This is a genomic window from Streptomyces sp. ADI96-02 (assembly GCF_003846185.1).
GTDB lineage: Bacteria > Actinomycetota > Actinomycetes > Streptomycetales > Streptomycetaceae > Streptomyces.
Genome location: NZ_ML123034.1, coordinates 998,318 through 1,020,859, shown reverse-complemented (window position 1 = coordinate 1,020,859; position 22,542 = coordinate 998,318). Strand labels below are relative to the sequence as shown.

Annotated in this window: 23 protein-coding genes; 17 read left to right on the top strand and 6 right to left on the bottom strand. The window is 72.7% G+C overall.

Features of this window, described 5'->3' with window-relative positions; translation table 11 throughout:
• The first annotated feature begins 53 nt into the window (after nt 1-53).
• From EES43_RS04415 to EES43_RS04360, 12 genes are all read left to right on the top strand, one after another.
• Nucleotides 54-1,313 carry an MFS transporter gene (locus EES43_RS04415; RefSeq protein ID WP_124267459.1) on the top strand — a complete coding sequence of 420 codons (1,260 nt, stop codon included), beginning with the start codon at nt 54-56 and terminating at the stop codon, nt 1,311-1,313.
• 9 nt (nt 1,314-1,322) lie between these two features.
• A complete protein-coding gene (gene pafA / locus EES43_RS04410; protein ID WP_124267458.1) occupies nt 1,323-2,684 on the top strand; it encodes a Pup--protein ligase in 1,362 nt (453 codons plus the stop codon).
• Nucleotides 2,685-2,852: 168 nt separating this feature from the next.
• Nucleotides 2,853-3,791 carry an FKBP-type peptidyl-prolyl cis-trans isomerase gene (locus tag EES43_RS04405; protein WP_124267457.1) on the top strand — a complete coding sequence of 313 codons (939 nt, stop codon included), beginning with the start codon at nt 2,853-2,855 and terminating at the stop codon, nt 3,789-3,791.
• Between the two features lie 43 nt (nt 3,792-3,834).
• Entirely contained in the window at nt 3,835-4,209 is a 375-nt protein-coding gene (locus EES43_RS04400) for an FKBP-type peptidyl-prolyl cis-trans isomerase (protein ID WP_124267456.1), read from the top strand.
• A 136-nt stretch (nt 4,210-4,345) separates the two neighbouring features.
• Nucleotides 4,346-5,299, top strand: coding sequence for a helix-turn-helix transcriptional regulator (locus tag EES43_RS04395; protein ID WP_124267455.1), 954 nt, complete (start codon nt 4,346-4,348; stop codon nt 5,297-5,299).
• 12 nt (nt 5,300-5,311) lie between these two features.
• The gene (locus EES43_RS04390) at nt 5,312-6,286 is read left to right on the top strand and encodes a helix-turn-helix transcriptional regulator (RefSeq protein WP_124267454.1); all 975 of its coding nucleotides are present in this window, start codon (nt 5,312-5,314) and stop codon (nt 6,284-6,286) included.
• The gene (locus EES43_RS04385; RefSeq protein WP_124267453.1) at nt 6,286-6,564 is read left to right on the top strand and encodes a hypothetical protein; all 279 of its coding nucleotides are present in this window, start codon (nt 6,286-6,288) and stop codon (nt 6,562-6,564) included. The genes EES43_RS04390 and EES43_RS04385 overlap by 1 nt, the downstream gene beginning before the upstream one ends.
• Nucleotides 6,565-6,642: 78 nt before the next feature.
• Complete coding sequence (locus tag EES43_RS04380; protein WP_124267452.1) at nt 6,643-6,840, top strand: hypothetical protein; 198 nt, start codon at nt 6,643-6,645, stop codon at nt 6,838-6,840.
• Nucleotides 6,841-7,057: 217 nt separating this feature from the next.
• Nucleotides 7,058-7,354: a Sec-independent protein translocase subunit TatA gene (tatA, locus tag EES43_RS04375; RefSeq protein ID WP_124267451.1), complete on the top strand. Its 297-nt coding sequence runs from the start codon at nt 7,058-7,060 to the stop codon at nt 7,352-7,354.
• A gap of 49 nt (nt 7,355-7,403) precedes the next feature.
• Nucleotides 7,404-8,369, top strand: coding sequence for a twin-arginine translocase subunit TatC (tatC, locus tag EES43_RS04370; RefSeq protein ID WP_124267450.1), 966 nt, complete (start codon nt 7,404-7,406; stop codon nt 8,367-8,369).
• An 18-nt stretch (nt 8,370-8,387) separates the two neighbouring features.
• Entirely contained in the window at nt 8,388-9,278 is an 891-nt protein-coding gene (locus EES43_RS04365) for a diacylglycerol kinase (RefSeq protein WP_124267449.1), read from the top strand.
• Between the two features lie 60 nt (nt 9,279-9,338).
• On the top strand, nt 9,339-12,179 hold the full coding sequence (locus EES43_RS04360) for a DEAD/DEAH box helicase (RefSeq protein ID WP_124267448.1): 2,841 nt from the start codon (nt 9,339-9,341) through the stop codon (nt 12,177-12,179).
• 115 nt (nt 12,180-12,294) lie between these two features.
• On the opposite strand, the gene EES43_RS04355 is transcribed toward EES43_RS04360, so the two are convergent.
• Nucleotides 12,295-12,732: an SPW repeat protein gene (locus tag EES43_RS04355; RefSeq protein WP_124267447.1), complete on the bottom strand. Its 438-nt coding sequence runs from the start codon at nt 12,730-12,732 to the stop codon at nt 12,295-12,297.
• A 124-nt stretch (nt 12,733-12,856) separates the two neighbouring features.
• Between EES43_RS04355 and EES43_RS04350 the strand changes: the two genes are divergently transcribed.
• Entirely contained in the window at nt 12,857-13,294 is a 438-nt protein-coding gene (locus EES43_RS04350) for a hypothetical protein (RefSeq protein ID WP_124267446.1), read from the top strand.
• A 102-nt stretch (nt 13,295-13,396) separates the two neighbouring features.
• Here EES43_RS04350 and EES43_RS04345 read toward each other — a convergent pair whose 3' ends face one another.
• Nucleotides 13,397-14,044 (bottom strand): fasciclin domain-containing protein, encoded by a 648-nt coding sequence (locus tag EES43_RS04345; protein WP_124267445.1) that lies wholly within the window; start codon nt 14,042-14,044, stop codon nt 13,397-13,399.
• Nucleotides 14,045-14,521: 477 nt separating this feature from the next.
• On the opposite strand from EES43_RS04345, the gene EES43_RS04340 reads away from it, so the two are divergent.
• From EES43_RS04340 to EES43_RS04325, 4 genes are read left to right on the top strand one after another with little or no spacing between them, the layout of a single operon-like run.
• A complete protein-coding gene (locus EES43_RS04340; RefSeq protein WP_124267444.1) occupies nt 14,522-15,793 on the top strand; it encodes an NAD(P)/FAD-dependent oxidoreductase in 1,272 nt (423 codons plus the stop codon).
• Entirely contained in the window at nt 15,790-16,512 is a 723-nt protein-coding gene (locus EES43_RS04335; protein ID WP_124267443.1) for a DUF1365 domain-containing protein, read from the top strand. The genes EES43_RS04340 and EES43_RS04335 overlap by 4 nt, the downstream gene beginning before the upstream one ends.
• A complete protein-coding gene (locus tag EES43_RS04330; RefSeq protein ID WP_124267442.1) occupies nt 16,509-17,774 on the top strand; it encodes an SAM-dependent methyltransferase in 1,266 nt (421 codons plus the stop codon). The genes EES43_RS04335 and EES43_RS04330 overlap by 4 nt, the downstream gene beginning before the upstream one ends.
• A 37-nt stretch (nt 17,775-17,811) precedes the next feature.
• Nucleotides 17,812-18,615, top strand: a complete 804-nt coding sequence (locus EES43_RS04325) for a DUF1295 domain-containing protein (RefSeq protein WP_124267441.1) — start codon at nt 17,812-17,814, stop codon at nt 18,613-18,615.
• Between the two features lie 36 nt (nt 18,616-18,651).
• Here EES43_RS04325 and EES43_RS04320 read toward each other — a convergent pair whose 3' ends face one another.
• The 4 genes from EES43_RS04320 to EES43_RS04305 all read right to left on the bottom strand — a co-directional run bounded on the left by EES43_RS04320 (nt 18,652) and on the right by EES43_RS04305 (nt 22,526).
• Complete coding sequence (locus EES43_RS04320) at nt 18,652-20,016, bottom strand: cryptochrome/photolyase family protein (RefSeq protein WP_124267440.1); 1,365 nt, start codon at nt 20,014-20,016, stop codon at nt 18,652-18,654.
• Nucleotides 20,017-20,106: 90 nt separating this feature from the next.
• Nucleotides 20,107-20,859 (bottom strand): anti-sigma factor, encoded by a 753-nt coding sequence (locus tag EES43_RS04315; RefSeq protein WP_124267439.1) that lies wholly within the window; start codon nt 20,857-20,859, stop codon nt 20,107-20,109.
• Nucleotides 20,856-21,440 carry a sigma-70 family RNA polymerase sigma factor gene (locus EES43_RS04310; protein ID WP_124267438.1) on the bottom strand — a complete coding sequence of 195 codons (585 nt, stop codon included), beginning with the start codon at nt 21,438-21,440 and terminating at the stop codon, nt 20,856-20,858. The genes EES43_RS04315 and EES43_RS04310 overlap by 4 nt, the downstream gene beginning before the upstream one ends.
• A gap of 231 nt (nt 21,441-21,671) precedes the next feature.
• Nucleotides 21,672-22,526 carry a siderophore-interacting protein gene (locus EES43_RS04305; RefSeq protein WP_124267437.1) on the bottom strand — a complete coding sequence of 285 codons (855 nt, stop codon included), beginning with the start codon at nt 22,524-22,526 and terminating at the stop codon, nt 21,672-21,674.
• Nucleotides 22,527-22,542: the final 16 nt, after the last annotated feature.

Genomic DNA, 22,542 nt, shown 5'->3' with positions numbered 1-22,542 from the left:
GTTATACGTAAAACCTCGGGGTCGGCAGCCCGTCCGGGGGAAAGGGGCGGGACATGGCCGTGGGATATCTGGACGTCCTCCGGGCGCGGCACGCCGCCCGGCTGCTGGCGGGCACCCTGGTGGGGCGGCTGCCCAACGGCACGGCGCACATCGCCCTCGTGCTGTTCACCCGGGCCGAGGGCGGCAGCTACACCCTGGCCGGGGCCCTGGCCGCCGTGTACGGGCTCGCCACCGCCGTCGGGCAGCCGCTGCTGGGCCGCGCCGTGGACCTGTACGGCCAGCCGCGCGTCCAACTGCCCGCCGCCGTCCTCTCCGCGCTCGCCATGTCCCTGCTGGCGCTCACCGGCCTCGGCTCGCTCCCGCAGGCCGCCGTCGCCGTCGCCGTCGCCGGACTCGCCACACCGCCGCTGGAGGGCGGGCTGCGAGCCCTGTGGCCGAGCGTCCTGGAGCGCGAGGACCGGGTGCACCGGGCCTACGCCCTGGACGCCGTGGCGCAGGAGGTGATGTTCACCGTCGGGCCGCTGCTGGTGACGGCCCTGGTCGCGCTGTGGTCCCCGGCCGCCGCGCTGCTCGTCGTCAACGCCGTCGGCGTACTCGGCGCGCTGTCCGTCGTCCTGTCCGAGCCGTCGCGCACCTGGCGCTCCGCGCCCCGCGAGGCGCACTGGCTCGGCGCTCTGCGCTCGCCCGGACTCCGCGTCCTGCTCGGCGCGTTCTTCTTCGTCGGCCTGGCGCTCGGCTCGATCACCGTGGCCGGCGTCGCCTACGCGGACGACCACGGCCGGGAGGCGGTCTACGGCTGGCTGATGGCCGCGCTGGGCCTCGGAGCCCTGATCGGCGGCCTCGGCTACGGGGCGCGCCGGTGGGCCGCGCCGCCCGAGAGGCAGTTGCGCGTCATCGTCGCGCTCCTCGCCCTCGGCTACCTGCCGCTGGCGCTCACTCCGCCGGTCCCCGCCATGACGGCGCTCGCCGCCCTCGCCGGCGTCTTCCTCGCCCCGGCCATCGCGTGCTCGTTCATCGTGGTGGACCGGCACGCCCCGCGCGGCACGGTCACCGAGGCGTTCTCCTGGCTGGTGACCACCTTCGGAGTGGGCGCGGCGGCCGGAACGGCCGCGGCGGGACCGGCCGTCGAGCTGGGCTCCACCGCGTGGAGCTTCGGCGTCGCGGGGGCCGGCGGAGCGGCGGCGCTGGCCGTCCTGCTGGCCACCGGAAGGGTCCTCGCGGCTCCCCGCCGTACGCCCGGCGCCGCGGTGAAATCGGAAAATGATCGAAACGGTGCCGTCGAACCCGGTTTCAGCACAGCCCCCGAGGCGTAATGTTCAGTCATGGACCGCCGCATTTTCGGGCTGGAGAACGAGTACGGCGTCACGTGCACGTTCAGGGGACAGCGCCGACTGTCACCTGACGAAGTGGCGCGCTACCTCTTCCGCCGTGTCGTGTCATGGGGCCGCAGCAGCAATGTCTTTCTGCGGAACGGCGCCCGCCTCTACCTCGACGTGGGATCGCATCCGGAATACGCAACACCCGAATGCGACAACGTGACCGAACTGGTCACGCACGACAAGGCCGGGGAGCGCATTCTCGAAGGACTCCTCGTCGACGCCGAACGCCGCCTGCACGAGGAGGGAATCGCGGGCGACGTCTATCTCTTCAAGAACAACACCGACTCGGCGGGCAACTCCTACGGATGCCATGAGAACTACCTCGTGGCCCGGCACGGAGAATTCTCCCGGCTCGCGGATATCCTCATCCCCTTCCTCGTCACCAGGCAGCTGATCTGCGGCGCCGGCAAGGTGCTCCAGACCCCGCGCGGAGCCGTCTACTGCGTCAGCCAGCGCGCCGAGCACATCTGGGAGGGCGTCAGCTCCGCGACCACCCGCTCCCGGCCGATCATCAACACCCGCGACGAACCGCACGCCGACGCGGAGCGGTACCGCCGCCTCCACGTCATCGTCGGCGACTCGAACATGTCCGAGACGACCATGCTGCTCAAGGTCGGCGCCACCGACCTGGTGCTCCGCATGATCGAGGCCGGCACGGTGATGCGCGACCTCACCCTGGAGAACCCGATCCGGGCCATCCGCGAGGTCAGCCACGACACCACCGGACGGCGCAAGGTGCGCCTGGCCAGCGGCCGTGAGGCCTCGGCCATCGAGGTCCAGCGGGAGTACTACGAGAAGGCCGTGGACTTCGTCGAGCGCCGGGGCATCCGCACCGGCACGGTCGACCAGGTCCTGGAGCTGTGGGGCCGCACGCTGGACGCGATCGAGGCCGAGGACCTCGACCGCATCGGCACCGAGATCGACTGGGTCATGAAGTACAAGCTCATCGAGCGCTACCGGGCCAAGCACAACATGACCATGTCGAACCCGAGGGTCGCCCAGATAGACCTCGCCTACCACGACATCCACCGTCGCCGGGGCCTGTTCTACCTCCTGGAGCGCAAGGGGCAGACCGCCCGCATCTGCAACGACCTGAAGATCTTCGAGGGCAAGTCGGTGCCCCCGCAGACGACGCGGGCACGGCTGCGCGGCGACTTCATCCGCCGGGCTCAGGAGCAGCGGCGGGACTTCACCGTCGACTGGGTCCACCTCAAGCTCAACGACCAGGCGCAGCGCACCGTGCTGTGCAAGGACCCGTTCCGTTCCGTCGACGAGCGGGTGGAGAAGCTCATCGCGGGCATGTGAGCGCCCGGGCGGACGGGCCACACCCGCCGCGCGCCCGGCCCAGCGGCGTCGGCCCCCGGACTTCACGGTCCCAGGGCCGACGCCGCTCGGCCGACACGTCCCGGGGAAGCGGAGGCCCTAGAGTGTTCCGGGACTTGACCACCGTGCCCCCTGAGATCTGAGGAACCAGTGCGCCGAATTGCCGGCCTTCTCGTCGCCCCCCTCCTGCTGCTGTCGGCAGTGGCGTGCGGCAGCGACGACAAGGCCTCCGACTCCGCCTCGTCCAAGAACGGAGTGCCCGCCATCACGGCCGGCGCGAAGTTCGGCGAGAAGCCCACCCTCTCCAAGGGCGAAGGCGCCCCGCCCAAGGAACTGAAGACCGAGGTCATCAGCGAGGGCGACGGCGCGAAGCTCAAGAACGGCGACGCGATCCAGGTCAACTACCTCGGTCAGGCGTGGGACTCCACCAAGCCGTTCGACAACAGCTTCGACCGCAAGACGCCGTTCGACCTGACGCTCGGGGCCGGCATGGTCATCCAGGGCTGGGACAAGGGTCTCGTCGGTCAGAAGGTCGGCAGCCGCGTCGAGCTGGTCATCCCGCCGGACCTCGGTTACGGCGAGCAGGGCCAGGGCGACATCAAGCCGAACGCCACGCTGGTCTTCGTCGTCGACATCCTGAAGGCCACCCAGGTCCCCAGCTCCGCCAAGGGCAGCGCGGTCGCGCAGGACGACATCGACCTGCCGAAGGTCGGCACCAAGACGGACGGCAAGGCCCCGACGGTCACCATCCCGAAGTCGGACCCGCCGAAGAAGCTCGTCTCCAACTACGTGCTGGAGTCCGACGGCCCGGTCATCAAGGATTCCGACAGCGTCGTCGTGAACTACGTCGGACTGATCTGGAAGGGCGCCAAGAAGTTCGACAGCACCTACGAGCAGGGCAAGACCCAGACCTTCCCGCTCTCCCAGGTCACCCTCAAGGGCCTGAAGAACGGACTGGTCGGCAAGAAGGTCGGCAGCCGCGTCCTCCTCGTCATCCCGCCGGACCAGGCGTTCGGCGACCAGGCGCAGCAGACCATCCCCAAGAACTCCACGCTGGTCTTCGCCGTGGACGTCCTCGCCAAGGTGTAAGACTGTCCCGGTTGCCCCGTTCATCATTTAGAGGAGCAGTTCAGTGAGCATCGAGAAGCCCGAGGTCGACTTCCCGGGCGGCGAGCCGCCGGCGGACCTGGAGATCAAGGACATCTGGGAGGGCGAGGGCCCGGTGGCCCAGGCCGGCCAGACCGTCTCCGTCCACTACGTGGGCGTGGCCTTCTCCACCGGCGAGGAATTCGACGCCTCCTGGAACCGCGGCGCCCCGCTGCGCTTCCAGCTCGGTGCCGGTCAGGTCATCTCCGGCTGGGACCAGGGCGTGCAGGGCATGAAGGTCGGCGGCCGTCGCCAGCTGACCATCCCCGCCCGCCTCGCGTACGGCGACCGCGGCGCCGCCGGCGGCGCCATCGCCCCCGGCGAGACGCTGATCTTCGTCTGCGACCTGGTCTCGGTCTGACCTTCCCCGACGACCGCCCGAGGGCCCCCGCCGCGCGGCGGGGGCCCTCGCCGCTGTCCGGCCCCGGCCCCGCTTTGGTCCGACCACCCCGGGGCGGTACGGTCGACGGTCGTAGAGCACAAGAGAAAGGGCGTCGATGGCGATTGCCAAGGCCGAGCGGCTGATGAACCTCGCGCTGTGCCTGCTGGGGACCCGGCGCCCGCTCAGCAAGCGCGAGCTCCGCAGCTCCATCGAGGCCTACCTCGAAGCGGGCTCCGACGACTCCTTCAACCGGATGTTCGAACGCGACAAGGACGACCTGCGCGAGCTCGGCCTGGTCATCGAGACCGTGGAGAACCTCGACGGCGACACCGGCTACCTGGCCCGCCGCGACAGCAACCGGCTGCCGCCCATCACCCTGGACGCCGAGGAGGCCGCCGCCCTCGGCCTCGCCGCCAAGGTCTGGCAGCAGGCCCGGCTCGCCGGCGCGGCCAGCGGCGCCCTCCAGAAGCTGCGGGCCGCCGGCATGCCCGAGGCCGAGGACGCGTACGAGGTGCACAGCGCGCTGGAACCGCGCATCCCCGTCCACGAGGCCGCCTTCGAACCCCTGATGCTGGCCTGCCGCGACCGCCGCCCGGTCACCTTCGACTACCGCAAGGCCAACTCCGCCCGCGCCGAGCAGCGCCAGGTCGAACCCTGGACCCTCGAATGCTGGCGCGGCCACTGGTACCTGGCCGGCTGGGACCGGGAACGGCGCGCCGAGCGGGTCTTCCGGATCTCCCGCATCACCGGCCAGGTCCGCTCCCGCGCCACGGCCTTCACCGCCGAGGTGCCCGACGCGGTCACGGTGCGCGAGACCGTCGAGAGCTGGGCCGGTGAGACCGCCACCCGCACCGCCCGGATCAGGCTGCGCGCCGGATCCGGCTACCCGCTGCGCTCCCGCGCCGTCTCCGTACGCGACCGGGGCGACGGCTGGGACGAGCTGGAGATCCCGTACGGGCACGGGCTGGACGCGTGGCTCGTCGAGTTCGGACCGGACGTCGTCGTGGAGGAACCCGCCGATCTGCGGGCCGATGTGGTGGACCGGCTGCGCGCCGTCGCCAAGGACTAGGGGACGACAGCGATGGCCACGAACGCGATCGACCAGACCCGCCGGATGCTCTCCCTGGTGACCTACCTGCGCGAGCGCCCCGGCGCACACGTCCAGGACGTGGCGCGGGCGTTCGGGATCACCGAGGACGAGCTGATCTCCGACCTCGACGTGCTGCCCATGTGCGGAACGAGCTTCCGCGGCGGCGACCTGCTGGACATCGACACCGACGGCGACCGGATCTGGTGGCACAACCCGGACGACGTCGCCGAACCGCTGCGCCTCGCCGCCGACGAGGCCACCGCGCTCCTCGTCGCGGCGCGCGCCGTGGCGACCCTGCCCGGCCTGCGCGAGAGCGACCGGCTCGCGCTGGTCCGCGCGACCGCCAAGCTGGAGACCGCCGCCGGCGAGTCCGGCGCGGCCAGTTCCCGCCTCTCGGTGACCTTCGAATCGGAGGGCGGCGTCTTCGCCGACGTCGACCGGGCCATCTCCGAACGGCGCAGGCTCTGGCTGCGCTACTACTCGCCCGCCCGCGACGAGCTGACCGAGCGCGAGGTCGACCCGATCAGGCTGTTCGCCGTCGGCCACACCTACATGGAGGGCTGGTGCCGGCTCTCCGAGGCCCGCCGGACCTTCCGGCTGGACCGGGTCGCCGAGATCCGGCTGCTCGACGCGCCCTCCGCGCCGCCCGAGCTGGAGCTCCGCGACCTCTCGGAGGGACTGGTCCAGCCCTCGGCCGAGGACCCCGAGGTCGTCGTCGAGGTCGGACCCGGTGGCCGGTGGGTCGCCGAGTACTACCCGCACGACAGCGCCGAGGAACTGCCCGACGGCGGGCTGCGCATCACCCTGCGCACCCCGGACCCGGCCTCGCTGCGCCGCCTGGCCCTGCGCCTCGGCGGCGAGGGCCGCATCGTCACGCCGCCCGAGCTGGCGGACAGTGCCCGCCGCGCGGCCCGCGAGGCACTGGCCGCCTACGACGAGGCCCGATCCGGGGATACGGAGACGTGATGAACCGGACGTACCCGAATCCGGCCGCCGGCACCGGCCCGGTCGTGATCCCGGCGCCCGCGGCGGTACGGTTCCGCGCCGCCTGCTCCGCCTGCCGGGGCCGCTTCGAGCTGGCGGCGACCGCACTGCGCCTGGCGATCGGCGCCACCAGCCGCACCACCTTCTACGCCTTCACCTGCCCCGAGTGCGGCGCCTCGGTCCGCAGGCCCGCCGGGGAGCGCATCGTCGAGCTGCTCACCGGCGGCGGCGTACGGACACTGCGCCTGCACACCCCGTAGGAGGCGACCCGTCGACCGGACCGGGCTCCGGCGCGGCCGACGGGACGCCCCCGGCACCACAGGAAGAGGCCCCGTCCCATGTTCTGGCCCATGCTCGCCGTCGCCCTCGGATTCCTGGGCACCGCCGTACTCGGCGTGCTCGCCGTCAAGGTCTTCGTCGAGGCCCGCCGGCTCAGCCGCCAGGTCTCGGCCACGACACAGCGCATCAACCGTGCCGCCGAAGACCTCGAACGGGCGGCGACGCACCTGGCGGCCACCGGAGACGCCCTGCGCTAGCGACGTCACGGCCTGATGTTCCGCGGTGCCGGGGGGTACGCTGCTGGAGTCGGCCCAGGCAGGCAGGTGCGGGTCGCAAGCCGGAGTACGCACGGGGATTGCCTCGCGTTTACCCCCGCGGGTTACGATCGCTGCCAGCGAGAAGATCGGACGAACGCCCGGTCGAACGGGTAGCGAGCCCGCCCCACCAGCCGTCTCAGTGAGAAGGAAGTCGCACATGATCGGCAATCTGAAGCCCCTAGAGATCGTTCTGATCATCGCCGTCATCCTGCTGCTCTTCGGTGCCAAGAAGCTTCCTGACATGGCGCGTTCGCTCGGCAAGTCGGCCCGCATCCTCAAGAGCGAGGCCAAGGCGATGAAGAAGGACGACGCGGCGGCCGCCACGCCCGCGACGGAGACCGTCGCGGACCCGACGCCTCCGCAGCCCACCACCGCGCGCACCATCCAGGCCGCCCCGGGCGACGTCTCCAGCTCCCGCCCGGTCGGCGACGCCAAGCCCACCACCCACAGCTGACAGCCGACGCTCTCCGCCGACAGCCGCCGCACGAGACGAGGGAAGTGGGTTGCTCAAGTCTGCCCGCAAGCAGGAGAAGGACGACGAGGGGCGGATGCCTCTCCTCGATCACCTGCGTGAGCTGCGTAACCGGCTGCTGAAGGCCGTGCTGGCGATCGTCGTCGCGGTCGTCGTCGCGGCGTTCTTCCAGAAGGAGATCTTCGAGTTCCTGATGAAGCCGATCCTCGACTCGGTCGGCTGCAAGAACGGCGCGATCACGATGGTCAACGGCCGTCCGTGCGCGGAGATGACCACCAACGGCCTGCTCTCGCCCTTCACCATCGCGCTGAAGGTCTCCCTCATGGCGGGCGTGCTCGCCGCCACTCCCGTCTGGCTCTACCAGCTGTGGGCCTTCGTCGCTCCCGGACTGCACCAGCAGGAGAAGCGCTACTCGCTCGGGTTCGTCGCCGCGGGCGTCCCGCTGTTCGTCGCCGGCGCCTACCTGGCGTACGCGATCCTGCCGCAGACCGCCCAGATCATGCTCGGCTTCACGCCGGACAACGTGAAGAACCTGCTGCCGCTCGACGACTTCCTCGACCTGATCACCCGCATGGTGATCGTCTTCGGCCTGGCCTTCGAACTGCCGCTGCTGCTCGTCGCCCTCAACATGACCGGGGTCCTCACCGGAGCCCGGATGCTGCACTGGTGGCGCGGCATGATCGTCGGCCTCACCGCCTTCGCGGCCATCGCCACCCCCGGCGGCGAGCCCATCTCGATGCTCCTCCTCGCCGGACCGCTCGCCGTCCTCTACTTCGTCGCCGTCGGCATCTCGCTCCTGAACGACAAGCGGCGCGACCGCAACAACCCCGACGCCGCGCTCGACGACGACGAGGCCTCCCACCTGGACCTGACTCCCGAGGCCGTCGGAGCGGTGGAGCCGGTCGGGACGTCGCGCCGGGCGCTGCCCGAGCAGGCGTCCGGTGAGCCGGACGCCTCCCGTCCGCACCGGCTGAACGGTTACGACGACATCACCTGACCTTGTAGGGTCCGGCGGGTGACCAGCGAGATCACCCTCTTCGTCAATCCCACCGCGGGAAGCGGCCGGGGCGCGCACGCCGCGCAGCCGGCCGCTTCCGCGTTGCGGGACGCCGGATTCTCCGTCCGTACGGTCCTCGGCGAGGACGCCGACGACGCCCTGCACCGGGCCCGCCGGGCCGTCGCCGCGGGCACCGGGGCGCTCGTCGCCGTGGGCGGCGACGGACTGGTGTCCCTCGCCCTCCAGGCGGTCGCAGGGACGGACACCCCGCTCGGCGTCGTCGCCGTCGGCACCGGCAACGACTTCGCCCGCGCGCTCGGCCTGCCGGTCCGCGACCCGGCCGCCGCCGGACGGCTGGCCGCGCGGGCGCTGAAGGAGGGGAGCCACCGGGACATCGACCTCGGGCGGGTCGGCACGCGCTGGTTCGGCTCCGTGCTCGCCTCCGGCTTCGACTCCCGGGTGAACGACCGGGGCAACCGCATGCGCTGGGCCGGCGGCCGGTTCAAGTACGACCTGGCGATCCTCGCCGAACTGGCCGCCTTCCGGCCGATCCCTTACCGGATCCGGCTCGACGGCGGTCGGGTGCGGGAGGTCGACGCGACGCTGATCGCCGTGGGCAACGGCACGACGTACGGCGGCGGCATGCGCATCTGCCCGGGCGCGGTCATGGACGACGGGCTGTTCGACGTGACGGTGGTGGGGGAGTGCACGCGCGCCACGCTGCTCACGGTGTTCCCGAAGGTCTACCGGGGCACCCACCTGACCCACCCGGCGGTCACCGTGCACCGCGCCTCCTCGGTCGAGCTGGCCGCGGCCGGGGTGACGGCGTACGCGGACGGCGAACCGCTGGGCGCGCTGCCGCTCACCGCCACCTGCGTGCCCGGGGCCGTACGGGTGCTCACCGGGTGAGGTCCGGGGCGGGTAAAGATCGGCTGAGTGTCGGAGGCGGCGGGTAGGCTCGTGGCCAAGATGACAGAGGACCTCTCACCAGCTGAGCGATACCAGGCGTCTCGGGTCCGTGCGGCCGAGATGGCGACGGCCCTCGGGCCCTTCCGCGAGATGTACGAGTTCGGACTGGACCCGTTCCAGATCGAGGCCTGCGAGGCCCTGGAGGCCGGCAAGGGGGTGCTGGTCGCGGCCCCGACGGGGTCGGGCAAGACGATCGTCGGCGAGTTCGCCGTGCATCTGGCGCTGCTCCAGGGGCGCAAGTGCTTCTACACCACGCCGATCAAGGCGCTCTCCAACCAGAAGTTCGCCGACCTGGTCAAGCGGTACGGCGCGGACCGGGTCGGCCTGCTGACCGGCGACAACAGCGTCAACTCCGACGCACCCGTGGTCGTCATGACCACCGAGGTCCTGCGGAACATGCTGTACGCGGGCTCGCAGGCGCTGTCCGGACTCGGCTACGTGGTGATGGACGAGGTGCACTACCTCTCCGACCGCTTCCGCGGCGCGGTCTGGGAGGAAGTGATCATCCATCTGCCGGACTCCGTGACGCTGGTGTCCCTCTCGGCGACCGTGTCCAACGCCGAGGAGTTCGGCGACTGGCTGGACACCGTGCGCGGGGACACCGAGGTCATCGTCTCCGAGCACCGGCCGGTGCCGCTGTGGCAGCACGTCATGGCCGGACGCAGGATGTACGACCTCTTCGAGGAGGAGACGGACCACGGGGGCCGCGGGGCCGGGCGCCGCGAGGTCAACACGGATCTGGTCCGCCTCGCCCGGACGGAGAACCAGCAGGGCTACAACCCGCGCGAGCGCCGTCGCGGCAAGATGGTGCGCGAGGCGGACCGCGAGCGCGAACGGCGTCAGCGCGGCCGGATCTGGACGCCCGGCCGGCCCGAGGTCATCGACCGGCTGGACTCCGAGGGCCTGCTGCCCGCCATCACGTTCATCTTCAGCCGGGCCGGCTGCCAGGCAGCCGTGCAGCAGTGCCTCCAGGCCGGGCTCCGGCTCAACGACGACGGCAAGCGGCGTCAGGTCCGGGAGATCGTCGAGGAGCGGACGGCCTCCATCCCGGCCGAGGACCTGCACGTCCTCGGCTACTACGAATGGCTCGAAGGTCTGGAGCGGGGCATCGCCGCCCACCACGCGGGCATGCTGCCGACCTTCAAGGAGGTCGTGGAGGAGCTGTTCGTCCGGGGTCTGGTCAAGGCCGTCTTCGCCACGGAGACGCTGGCGCTCGGCATCAACATGCCGGCCCGTTCGGTCGTGCTGGAGAAGCTCGTCAAGTGGAACGGCGAACAGCACGCCGACATCACCCCGGGCGAGTACACGCAGCTCACCGGCAGGGCCGGACGGCGCGGCATCGACGTCGAGGGCCATGCCGTGGTCCTGTGGCAGCGCGGTATGGACCCCACGGCGCTGGCCGGGCTCGCCGGTACGCGGACGTATCCGCTGCGTTCCAGCTTCCGGCCGTCGTACAACATGGCGGTCAACCTGGTGCAGCAGTTCGGCCGGCACCGCTCGCGGGAGCTGCTGGAGACCTCGTTCGCCCAGTTCCAGGCGGACCGCTCCGTCGTCGGGATCTCCCGCCAGGTCCAGCGCAACGAGGAGGGCCTGGAGGGCTACAAGGAGGGCATGACCTGCCACCTCGGGGATTTCGAGGAGTACGCGCGGCTGCGGCGCGACCTCAAGGACCGCGAGACGGAGCTGGCCAAGCAGGGCGCGTCCCAGCGCAGGGCCGCCGCCGCCTCGTCCCTGGAGAGGCTGAAGCCCGGCGACGTGATCCACGTGCCGACCGGCAAGTTCGCGGGGCTGGCCCTGGTGCTGGACCCGGGGCTGCCGGCCGGGCGCGCCAACGGCCACCGCGGCTTCGACCAGCAGGACGGGCCGCGTCCGCTGGTGCTGACCGCCGAGCGGCAGGTCAAGCGGCTGGCCTCGATGGACTTCCCGGTGCCGGTGGAGGCGCTGGAGCGGATGCGGGTCCCGAAGTCGTTCAACGCGCGCTCGCCGCAGTCCCGGCGTGATCTGGCCTCCGCGCTGAGGACGAAGGCCGGGCACATCGTCCCCGAGCGGCACCGCAAGCAGCGGGCCGCCGCTGCCGACGACCGGGAGATCAGCCGGCTGCGGACGGAGCTGAGGGCGCATCCCTGCCACGGGTGCGACGAGCGCGAGGACCACGCCCGCTGGGCCGAGCGCTACCACCGGCTGCAGCGCGACACGCGGCAATTGGAGAAGCGCATCGAGGGCCGGACCAACACCATCGCCCGGACCTTCGACCGGATCGTCGCGCTGCTCACCGAACTGGACTACCTGCGCGGCAACGAGGTCACGGAGAACGGCCGCCGGCTGGCGCGGCTCTACGGCGAGCTGGACCTGCTGGCCAGCGAGTGCCTGCGGGAAGGCGTCTGGGAGGGGTTGAACCCGGCCGAGCTGGCCGCGTGTGTCTCCGCACTGGTGTACGAGGCGCGTCAGACGGACGACTCCGTCGCCCCCAAGCTGCCGTCGGGCCCGGCCCGGACGGCGCTGGGCGAGATGGTGCGGATCTGGGGCCGGCTGGACGCCCTGGAGGAGGACTTCCGGATCAGCCAGACCGAGGGCGTCGGCCAGCGCGAGCCGGACCTCGGCTTCGCCTGGGCGGTCTACATGTGGGCCTCCGGGCGGACGCTGGACGAGGTGCTGCGCGAGGCGGAGATGCCCGCCGGCGACTTCGTCCGGTGGTGCAAGCAGGTGATCGACGTCCTGGGCCAGGTGGCCGCGGCGGCTCCCCGGGAGGGAGGCGCCAGGGAGAGCTCGGTGGCGAAGAGCGCCCGCAAGGCGGTCGACGCCGTGTTGCGGGGTGTGGTGGCGTACAGCTCCGTGGGATGACCGGGGAGCAGGGTGCGGGCGGAGTCGGGGGCCGGGGGCGGCGGAGCTGCTCCGCCGGTCCGCGCCTCCGCGCACCGCGACCGCCCCTGCTCGCCGGACGTCGTGGGCGCCGCGGTCAGGTCTTTCGGCTTCTGAGCGCTACCCCGGCGCAGACCATCCCCAACAGGGCTGTCAATCCTCCGACGATGACGTTGTTGATGATGATTCCGGTGTCCGGGCTGCTGCCGACCACCCAGGTGGACACGATGATCCACGCGCCCATGGCGCACATCGCCCAGCTCAGGCCGTACATCCGCTCCGGCATGGCGGTGAAGCCGAGTGCCAGCACGGCGACGGCGATGCCCATGATCAGGTTGCTCGTGACCAGGGAGGGCTGGTTGGTGGTGAAGTGGAGCACCCACGGAGAGACGGCGCAGAAGAGGCCGACGAGGAACACCGGTCCGTCCACCAGCGCCACGTCGCGGCCGCCCATCACGCGGTCGTACCGCGCGCGCATCTCCGATGCGTCGGGGTGACCCGTGAGGTCACTCCGGGCGTGTGAGACGTTGCTCATGAGATTCGTCTCCTTCGGTTCTCTCGGGGACCGCCGCGGGGGAGTCTGCGGCGGTTTCCTCTCCCATTCTGCTCTTATCCGTCCCTTATGGGTAGATTTATCCGATAATCCTTCGATCGGCTTCGTGGCGCGTCGCCTCCGCCTGCGAGCGCACCGGGAGCCCCGCATCCCCTTCCCGGCGATCGCGCTGGTCCGCGCCGAGCGGCGGGCCGTCGAGGTCACGCTCACCCAGGCCGTGAACACCGCGCTCCCGCCGGGGGCTCCGGGCGATCGACGGCTCAAGCGCCTCGCGGCCGGGGCCGTGCTCGCGATCGTCGCGATGAGCGTGCTCGTCTCGCTCGTCACGCATCCCGTCATGGAGGGGAACACGCGGATGCACTCCGACACGAGCGGCCGTCTCCGTATCGACGTCAGCTACGACCCGCGTGACCCCGGCACGGTGGTCCGGGCCGACGGCGAGGGGCGATGGGGCCGGACGATCCTGGTCCTGTTCGCGGGCGTCATCGCCCTGACCACCCTCGCCGGGTTCCTCGCCACGCCCTTCCTGGACCCCGGCCTGTAGAGCCGGCTCGGCCGGACACGGCGAAGGGCGGGGCGTCACCGCGTACGGACACGGTCCGGCCGTGTCCGCGTACGGTGGCGCCCCGCCCCTCGACCGGAAGCGCTACTTCGGGGGCATCAGGACCGAGTCGATGATGTAGACCGTCGCGTTGGCGGTCGGCACGTTGCCGCAGACGACCTTGGCGGAGTCGTTCACCGTGTACGACACGCCCGAGCCGGCCGTCGTCAGCTCGCCCTTCTCCAGCGTCTCGAAGGAGCCGTTCGCCAACTGCTTCGGCGTCAGCCTCTTGCCCACCACGTGGTAGGTCAGCACCTTCGTCAGCTCGGCCTTGTTCGCCAGCAGGGCGTCCAGGTCGGCCTTCGGGATCTTCGCGAACGCGGCGTTGGTGGGTGCGAACACCGTGATGTTCTGAGCGGTGTTCAAGGTGTCGACGAGTCCGGCCGCCTTCACGGCGGCCACCAGCGTGGACAGTTCCTCGTTGTTCGACGCGGCGGTGGCGACCGGGTCCTTCGCCATGCCGTCGAACGATCCGGCGCCCTGCTTCGGTACCGACGAACAGGCCGGTCCGAACGGCTCGTTCATGGTCATCGAGTCGCCGGCCGGCTTGCTCGCCGACGGGGCCGTGCTCGGGGCGGAACCGGCCGCGGAGTCCTTGGAGGAGCCGTCCGAGGAGCAGGCGGTCAGGGCCAGCGGCAGGACGACCGCGGCGGACACGGCGACGGCGGCGCGGCGGAAGAGGCGGGAGTTCATGGTGGTCTTCTCCTGGATCGAAGGTCCTGAGCGAAGCTGAACGGCGCTCAGTCGTGCCGGTGGATCAGCGGTACCGGCGGTACCGGGGAGGGGAGCGGCCCGCGCGGAGCGGGACGAGCGGGTGATACGGCGGCCCCGGCCGGCCGGAGGCCGGGACCGCCGCTGTGACCGCCGCGATCCCCGAACCGCGGCGGCCGAGAGCGCCGGACGGCCGACGGGGTCCGTCTCCCCAGCCGCGGGAGACGGACCGGTGCCGGGCCGGGCCGCCAGGGCCCCGCCCGCCGGCGAGTCGTTCCGATCTGCTCTCACGACGGTGATTCGGCGCCCGCCCGCCGCCGGATTGGCCGGCGGCCGTCATTCACCCGATCGGAGCACAGTCGATGATCGACCAATCCTTCCGGCCGCCGGTGACGAATCCCCTGCGAGGAGCACCGCGATACCGCTCCGAACCAGTACGGGAGACCGGAGGGAGCCGGCATGGCAGGGGAGCGGCGGCGGACAGCCGTGGTGGGGAGCGGAGTGGCGGGGCTGACCGCCGCCCACATCCTCGGGAAGGCGCACGACGTGACGCTGTACGAGGCGGACCACCGCGTCGGCGGCCACGCCCACACCCACGACCTCGGCGCGTCCGACGGCCGGGTGCACCGCGTCGACTCCGGGTTCATCGTGCACAACCGGCGGACCTACCCGCACCTGCTGCGGCTCTTCGACGAACTGGGCGTCGCCACCCAGGAGTCCGAGATGAGCATGTCCGTACGGTGCGAGGGATGCGGGCTCGAATACGCGGGCGCGCGCGGGCCCGCCGGGCTCTTCGCCCAGCCGCGGTCCGCCCTGCGCGGCCCGTACCTGCGGATGCTCGGCGAAGTCCTGCGGTTCCACCGCGCGGCCCGCGCCCTGCTGGAGCTGCCCGGCGGCGAGGGCGACCTGACGCTCGGGGAGTTCGCCGCACGCGGTCGCTTCTCCCCGTACTTCCGCGCCCACTTCCTCACGCCCATGGTCTCCGCCGTCTGGTCCTGCGACCCGGTCACCGCCCTGCGCTACCCGGCCCGCTACCTCTTCCGGTTCCTGGCCCACCACGGCATGCTCGCCGTCGGCGGCTCGCCGGTCTGGCGCACCGTCACGGGCGGCTCGCGCGAGTACGTCGACCGCGTCGTCAAGCAGCTCACCGCCGTACGCACCGGCACCCCGGTGCGGGCCGTCATCCGCCACGCCGACGGCGTCGAACTCGTCACCGAGGACGGCGACAGCGCCCGGTACGACGCGATCGTCGTCGCCACCCACCCCGACCAGGCGCTGCGGCTGCTGGCCGACCCCACCGACGCCGAACGCGCCACGCTCGGCGCGTTCCGGTACTCCAGCAACCCGACGCTGCTGCACACGGACACCGCGCTGCTGCCCCGCAGCCGGGGAGCGCGGGCCTCGTGGAACTACCTGATGCCCTCCTGCGCCGCCGACGCCGACCACGTCACCGTCAGCTACGACATGAACCGGCTGCAACGGCTCGACGCCCCCGAGACCTTCGTCGTCACGCTGGGCGGCTCCGACCGCGTCGACCCGGACTCCGTACGCGCCCGCATGGTCTACGAACACCCCGTCTACACACCGGAGTCGGTCGCCGCCCAGGCCCGGCTGCCCGCTCTGTCGGGCCCCGTGACCGCCTACGCCGGGGCGTACCACGGCTGGGGCTTCCACGAGGACGGCTGCCGCTCCGGCGTCCTCGCCGCCGCTGCCCTGGGGGTCGCGTGGTGAGCGCCCTCTACCCGTGCACCATCACGCACGTACGGACCCGGCCGACCGGGTACGCGTTCCGGCACCGCACCTACCTGTGGTTCATCGACCCCGACCGGCCGCCCCGACTGCCGCGGATCCTGCGACCGCTGGCCCGCTTCGAGGCCCGCGACCACTTCGGCGGCACCGCCCCGACCATCCGGGCCGGCCTCGAACGGTTCCTGCGCGCCCGCGGGGTGGACCTCGCCGACGGCACCGTCACCATGCTCGCCCAGGCCCGGGTCCTCGGCCACGTGTTCAACCCGCTCACCGTCTACTGGTGCCGCCGCGCCGACGGCAGCCCGCTCTGCGTCGTCGCCGAGGTGCACAACACCTACGGCGAGCGGCACGGATACCTGCTGCACCCGGACGGCGACGACCGCGCCTCCACCGGCAAGGAGTTCTACGTCTCGCCGTTCTTCCCGGTCGACGGCGCCTACCGGATGCGGCTGCCCGAACCCGGCGCCCGCCTCGACCTGACCGTCCATCTGGAGCGGGAGGGCGGCCGTCCGTTCACCGCGACCGTCCGGGGCGAGCGCACCGCCGCCTCGGGGCGGGCGCTGCTGCGACTGGCCCTGCGCCACCCCTGGTCCACCCTCCTGGTCTCCGCCGGAATCCGCCTGCACGGCGTCCGGCTCCACCTGCGCGGACTCCCCGTGCGCCCCCGTCCCTCCCACCGCCCACAGGAAGGCATGCAGTGACCGCGCCCACCTCCGAACTGCCGGCCGAGCAGACCCCCGTCACCGACCCGGCACGCTGGCCCGACGTCGTCGCCCTCCCCCGGGCCTCCCGCGTCCGGACGGCCGCCGCCGAGCGCGTCGTGCGCCGCGCCCTCGCCCGGCTGCCGCTGCGCGCCCGGCTCGCCGGCGTCGAGGACATCGGCCTGGGCGGACCCCTCATGGACGTCCGCGACCCCGACGCCTTCTTCCGCCGCATCGGCGCGAGCGGACTCATCGGCTTCGGCGAGTCCTACATGGCGGGCGAGTGGGACGCCCCCGACCTCGTCGGCGTCCTCACCGTCCTCGCGGAGAACGCCGCCGACCTCGTCCCCCGCCCGCTGCAACGCCTGCGCGGCGTCTGGGCGCTGCGCAGGCCGGCCGCGCAGACGAACACGCCCGAGGGCTCCCGGGAGAACATCAGCCACCACTACGACCTCTCCAACGAACTCTTCGCCCTCTTCCTGGACGGGACGCTCTCCTACTCCTCCGCGGTCTTCCGGGGCTTCCCCGCCGAGCAGGCCCTGCTGCCCGCCGCCCAGCACCGCAAGATCGACCGGCTGCTGGACGCCGCCGGGGTCGGCGAGGGGACCGCCCTGCTGGAGATCGGCACCGGCTGGGGCGAACTGGCCGTCCGGGCGGCGGCCCGCGGCGCCCGGGTCGTCACCGTCACCCTCTCCGCCGAACAGCGCGAACTGGCCCGCACCCGCGTCCGCGAGGCCGGTTTCGAGGACCGCGTCGAGGTCCGGCTCTGCGACTACCGCGAGGTCACCGGCGCGTACGACGCCATCGTCAGCGTCGAGATGATCGAGGCGGTCGGCGAGGAGTTCTGGCCGGTCTACTTCCGCACCCTGGACCGGCTGCTCGCCCCCGGCGGCCGGATCGCCCTCCAGGCCATCACCATGCCGGACGACCGGATGCGGGCCAGCCGCTCCACGTACACCTGGATCCACAAGTACATCTTCCCCGGCGGACTGCTGCCCTCCACCGAGGCGATCGAGCGCGTCACCCGGGCGCACACCCGGCTGCGCACCGTGCGGCGCGTCCGCTTCGGGGCGCACTACGCGGAGACGCTGAGGCTGTGGCGCGAGCGGTTCACCGAGCGCTCCGCCGAGGTCGACGCGCTCGGCTTCGACGCCGTCTTCCGCCGGATGTGGACCTTCTACCTCGCCTACTCCGAGGCGGGTTTCCGCTCCGGCTACCTCGACGTCCAGCAACTGCTCCTGACCCGCGAGGAGACCGCGTGACCACCACCGCCCGACCGGCCGCCGCGGAGCAGCGGACGTGAGCGGCTTCGCCTGGGCCGCGTTCGCGAGTGGGCTCGCGGCCACGGCCGGCGCGGCCCTCGCCGTCATGCTGGCCACCTTCGGCGTCGCCCTGCGCAAGGGCGTCCACCGTGTCGTCGACGTGGCCTGGGGCATCGCCTTCGCCGCCGTCGCCCTGGTCTCCTACGGACTGTCGGCCGGCGAGGGCGACGGCGGGCGGCGCCTGCTGGTGACCGCGCTGACCGTGGTCTGGGGGCTGCGGCTCGCGGTGCACATCGGCCGGCGCGGGCGCGGCCACGGCGAGGACCCGCGCTACGCGAAGATGCTCGCCAAGGCCCCCGGCCACCCCGACCTGTACGCCCTGCGCAAGGTGTACCTGCTCCAGGGCGCACTGGTCTGGCTGGTCTCGCTGCCGGTGCAGGCCGCCCAGTACCTCACGGGGCCGATCACGTGGTGGGCCTGGGCGGGCACGGCCCTGTGGGCGGTGGGGCTGGTGTTCGAGGCGGTCGGCGACCAGCAGCTCGCCCGGTTCAAGGCCGACCCCGCCAACCGGGGGCGGATCATGGACCGGGGCCTGTGGTCGTGGACCCGGCACCCGAACTACTTCGGGGACTTCTGCGTCTGGTGGGGCCTGTTCCTCGTCGTCTGCGAACAGCCCGCGGTCGCCGCCGCGACCGTGGTGGCCCCCCTGGTCATGAGCTTCCTGCTGACCCGGGGCAGCGGAGCCGCGCTGCTGGAGCGGCACATGGCCGACCGGCCCGGCTTCGCCGCGTACGCGGCCCGCACCAGCGGCTTCTTCCCCCGTCCGCCGCGCCGGGCCTGACGGAGCGCCGGGGGCCGCCGGGCCCCCGGCGCCCGCTCAGTCCAGACCGCGCGCGTGCTCGAACCGGGCGCGCGCCTCGGCCAGGTCCACCACCGGGTCCGGATACTCCAGCCGGGCCCGGTCCAGGCCCTGGAGCTTCCACGGCTCGTGGATCGCGGCTCCGTCCAGCTCCGCCAGCTCCGGCACCCAGCGGCGTACGTAGTCGCCGCGCGCGTCGAAGCGCTTGCCCTGGATCACCGGGTTGAGCACCCGGTTCGGCCGGGTGTCCGTACCGGTGCCGGCGACCCACTGCCAGTTCAGCTGGTTGTTCGCGACGTCGCCGTCGACCAGCAGGTCCAGGAAGTGCCGGGCGCCGACCCGCCAGTCGACGTACAGCGTCTTGGTCAGGAAGCTCGCGGCCAGCATCCGGCCCCGGTTGTGCATCCAGCCCTCGTGGGCCAGCTGCCGCATCGCCGCGTCCACCAACGGGAACCCCGTGCGCCCGGTCCGCCAGGCGGTGATCTCGTCCTCGTCGTGGCGCCAGCGGTCGTGGCGGGGGCGGTAGTCGGACCAGGAGGCGTCGGGTCGGGCCGCGAGGACCTGGTGGTGGAAGTCGCGCCAGGCCAGCTGGCGTACGAACGCCTCGGCTCCGGGGCCGCCCTTCTCGCGGGCCCGGTGCGCCAGTTCCGCGGCCGAGACGGTGCCGAAGTGCAGGTGCGGGGAGAGCCGCGAGGTCGCGTCCCCGGCCAGGTCGTCGTGGCCCTCGACGTAGTCGGCCACCGCCCCGTTCAGCCAGGACGCCACCAGCTTGCGTCCCGCCTCCTCACCGCCCGCGGCGAGGCCGGGGGAGACGCCCTCGACGTCGTCCCGGGCGGGAAGCGGCTCGCCCGCGACGCCGTCGGGCACCGGGACGGCGCGGGGCGCGGTCAGCGTCCCCCGCATGCCCGCCGCCTCCCAGCGCCGGAAGTACGGGGTGAACACGGCGAAGTGGTCGCGGCCCGTCGGCACCACCCGGCCCGGCGGAAGCGCCGTGACCACCGCGTCGTGGACGCGTGTCCCGCAGCCCGTGCCGGCCAGGGCCTCGCGCAGCTCCTGCTCGCGCCGGGCCGCGTAACGGCTCACCCCGGCGGCCATGTGGACGGACCGCGCGCCGGTCTCCACGGCCACCCGGCGCACCTCGGCGGCGACCTCGCCCCGGCGCAGGATCAGCCGGCCGCCCCGGCGGCGCAGTCCGGCGTCCAGGTCCGCGAGGCAGTCGGCGAGGAAGGCGAGCCGGTTGGGCGCGTCGAATCCGGCCCGGTGGACGGCGTCGTCCCGGACGAAGAGCGGGACCACCCGGTCCGCGTCCCGCAGCGCCGAGCGCAGAACCGGGTTGTCGTGCAGACGCAGGTCGGAGGTGAAGAGAACCACCGCGACACTCATGGAACGGATGCTCCTTGCGGGCTTCGTGGATACGGGAGGACCCGGCGGCCGGCGGTCACGGCGCCGGCCGCCGGGAGGCGGGCCGCCGGGTCAGGCGGGGAAGTCCATCAGGACCAGCGGCGAGGAGGTCGGCTCGGCGGAACCGCCGGCCGGCTCGACCGTGACGCCCATGCCGGACGCCCGGTCCACGGGCCCGTCCAGCAGGACCGCGTCGTCGCTCGCCGAGGGATCCATCAGACCGGCGGACCGCATGGCGCCCCCGTCGTTGTACCAGAGCTGGTAGACCTTGCCGCTCGGCGGACGGCCCATGCCCGAGGCCAGGAACACCGCGCGGTTCTCGCTCCTGGATACCACGACGGAGCCGCGCGCGCCCCCCGCCAGCTCGCCCGACGCGGTCCTCGCGTCCGGCGCGGAGAGCACCTGGGCCACGAGCCGGTTCCGCTGCTGGGCCTGGTCGGCCTCCTGGCGGGCGTCCTGGGCCACCTGGTTCTGCCACACCGCGACGCCGCCGAGGGCGGCTGCCGCCGCGACGCAGGCGGCCAGCGCGAAAGCGGTCCAGCGGCCGGGGCGGCCGGTGGAGCCGGTGCGCACCGGTCCGCCGTGGGCGGCCGGGGCCTCCTGGCGTACGGTCGTGATCTCCCGCAGCACCCGGTCGCGCAGTTCGCGCGGCGGGGCCTCGGCGGCGGCCAGCCCGAGCCGGGCCGCCGTGGCGGACAGCTCCCGTACCTCCTGGGCGCAGGCCGCGCAGTCGCCCAGGTGCCGCTCGAACTCGCGGCGTTCGGTCTCCGGCAGCGCGTGCAGGGCGTAGGCCCCGGTCAGCGTGTGCAGTTCGGCGGTGCTCACGCGTTCACCCCCAGGCAGTCGCGCAGCCGGATGAGGCCGTCGCGCAGTCGTGTCTTGATGGTGCCCAGCGGCACGGAGAGGAGTTCCGAGACCTCACGGTAGGTCAGGCCCCGGTAGTAGGCGAGCGTCACGGACTGGCGCTGGAGGTCGGACAGGGTCCGCAGGCAGCGGCGCACCTGCTCCCGCTCCAGCCGGGTCTCGACCTGCTCGGAGACCTCGTCGAAGGCGGGCGTGCGGTCGAGCAGCGCGGCCCGGTGCTCCCGCGCCGCGGCGGCCTCGGCCGACCGGACCCGGTCCACGGCCCGGTGGTGCGCGAGGGTGAGGACCCAGTTCATCGCGCTGCCCCGGGACGCCTGGAACCGCGGCGCGGTCCGCCAGACCTCCACCAGGACCTCCTGGGCCACCTCCTCCGACTGGGCCGGATCGCGGAGCACGCTGCGCACCAGCCCGAGGACGGGCCCGGACACCGCGTCGTACACCGTGGCGAAGGCGTCCTGGTCACCGCGCGCGACCAGCACCAGGAGCTCCTGGAGATCGGGTTCCGGGGATGGCAGTCCGCTGAGCTGTACGGCTTCCTTCACGCGGGTTCCTCCCCGGGGCGCTGATCGATTCCGGGTGTGATTCGGAGCCGGTGGTCGGGCGGATTGGTCGGATCGGCGCGATTCTTTCCGGCCCCCCTTCCGGACGCCGGCCGTACGCGGGCGACCCCGTCCGCCGCGCGGTGCGGCGTACGGGGTCGCGTACGGGGTCGCGTACGGGCCGAGGCGGACGCGGTCGCGGACGGCGGGGTCGCGTGCCGGCCGGGACCGCCCTCAGGCCGCCGGCGCGCCGCCGTTCTCCTGCTCGCGCTCCACCTGCTCGTTCCACTCGCGCTTGACCGCGCGCCAGGCGTCGTCGTCCTTGCCCTGCCGCCAGTAGCCCGAGATCGACAGCCGCGCGAGCGGGATCCCGCGCTCCACGCGCAGATGGCGGCGGATCTCCTTCACGAAGCCGGCCTCGCCGTGCACGAACGCCTGCACCTCGCCCGGCGGGAAGTCGAGCCCCCGCACGGCGGCGGTCAGGGCCTCGCCGACCGGCCGGTCCCCGCGGTGCAGCCAGGTCACGGCCACTTTGTCGGGCGTCACGATCTTCTGCTCCTCGGAGGCGTCCGACACCTCCACGAACGCGTGCACCGGCACGCCGGCCGGCATCTGCTCCAGCGACGCGGCGATCGCCGGCAGCGCGCTCTCGTCGCCGGCCAGCAGATGCCAGTCGGCCGAGGGCTGCGGGGCGTACCCGCCGCCGGGGCCGAGGAAGGTCACCTGATCGCCCGGCCGGGCCCGCCGCGCCCACGGGCCGGCCAGGCCCTCGTCGCCGTGCACCACGAAGTCGACGGCCATCTCGCGGGCCACCGGGTCCCAGGCGCGGACCGTGTACGTGCGGGTGGTGGGCCACAGCTCGCGCGGGTGGCTCTCCCGGATCGCCGCGATGTCGAAGGGGTGGGCGTAGTCCGCGCCCCGCGGTGCGAAGCACAGCTTGACGTAGTGGTCGGTGAAGCCGGAGAGGGCGAAGCCGGCGAGGCCCTCGCCGCCGAGCACCACCCGCACCATGTGGGGCGTGATCTGCTCGGTGCGCACGACCCGCGCCCCCTGGGCCTTGGGTCCCTGCCGGGCCGGCCGCTCTGCCACGAGGTGCTCCCTGGTT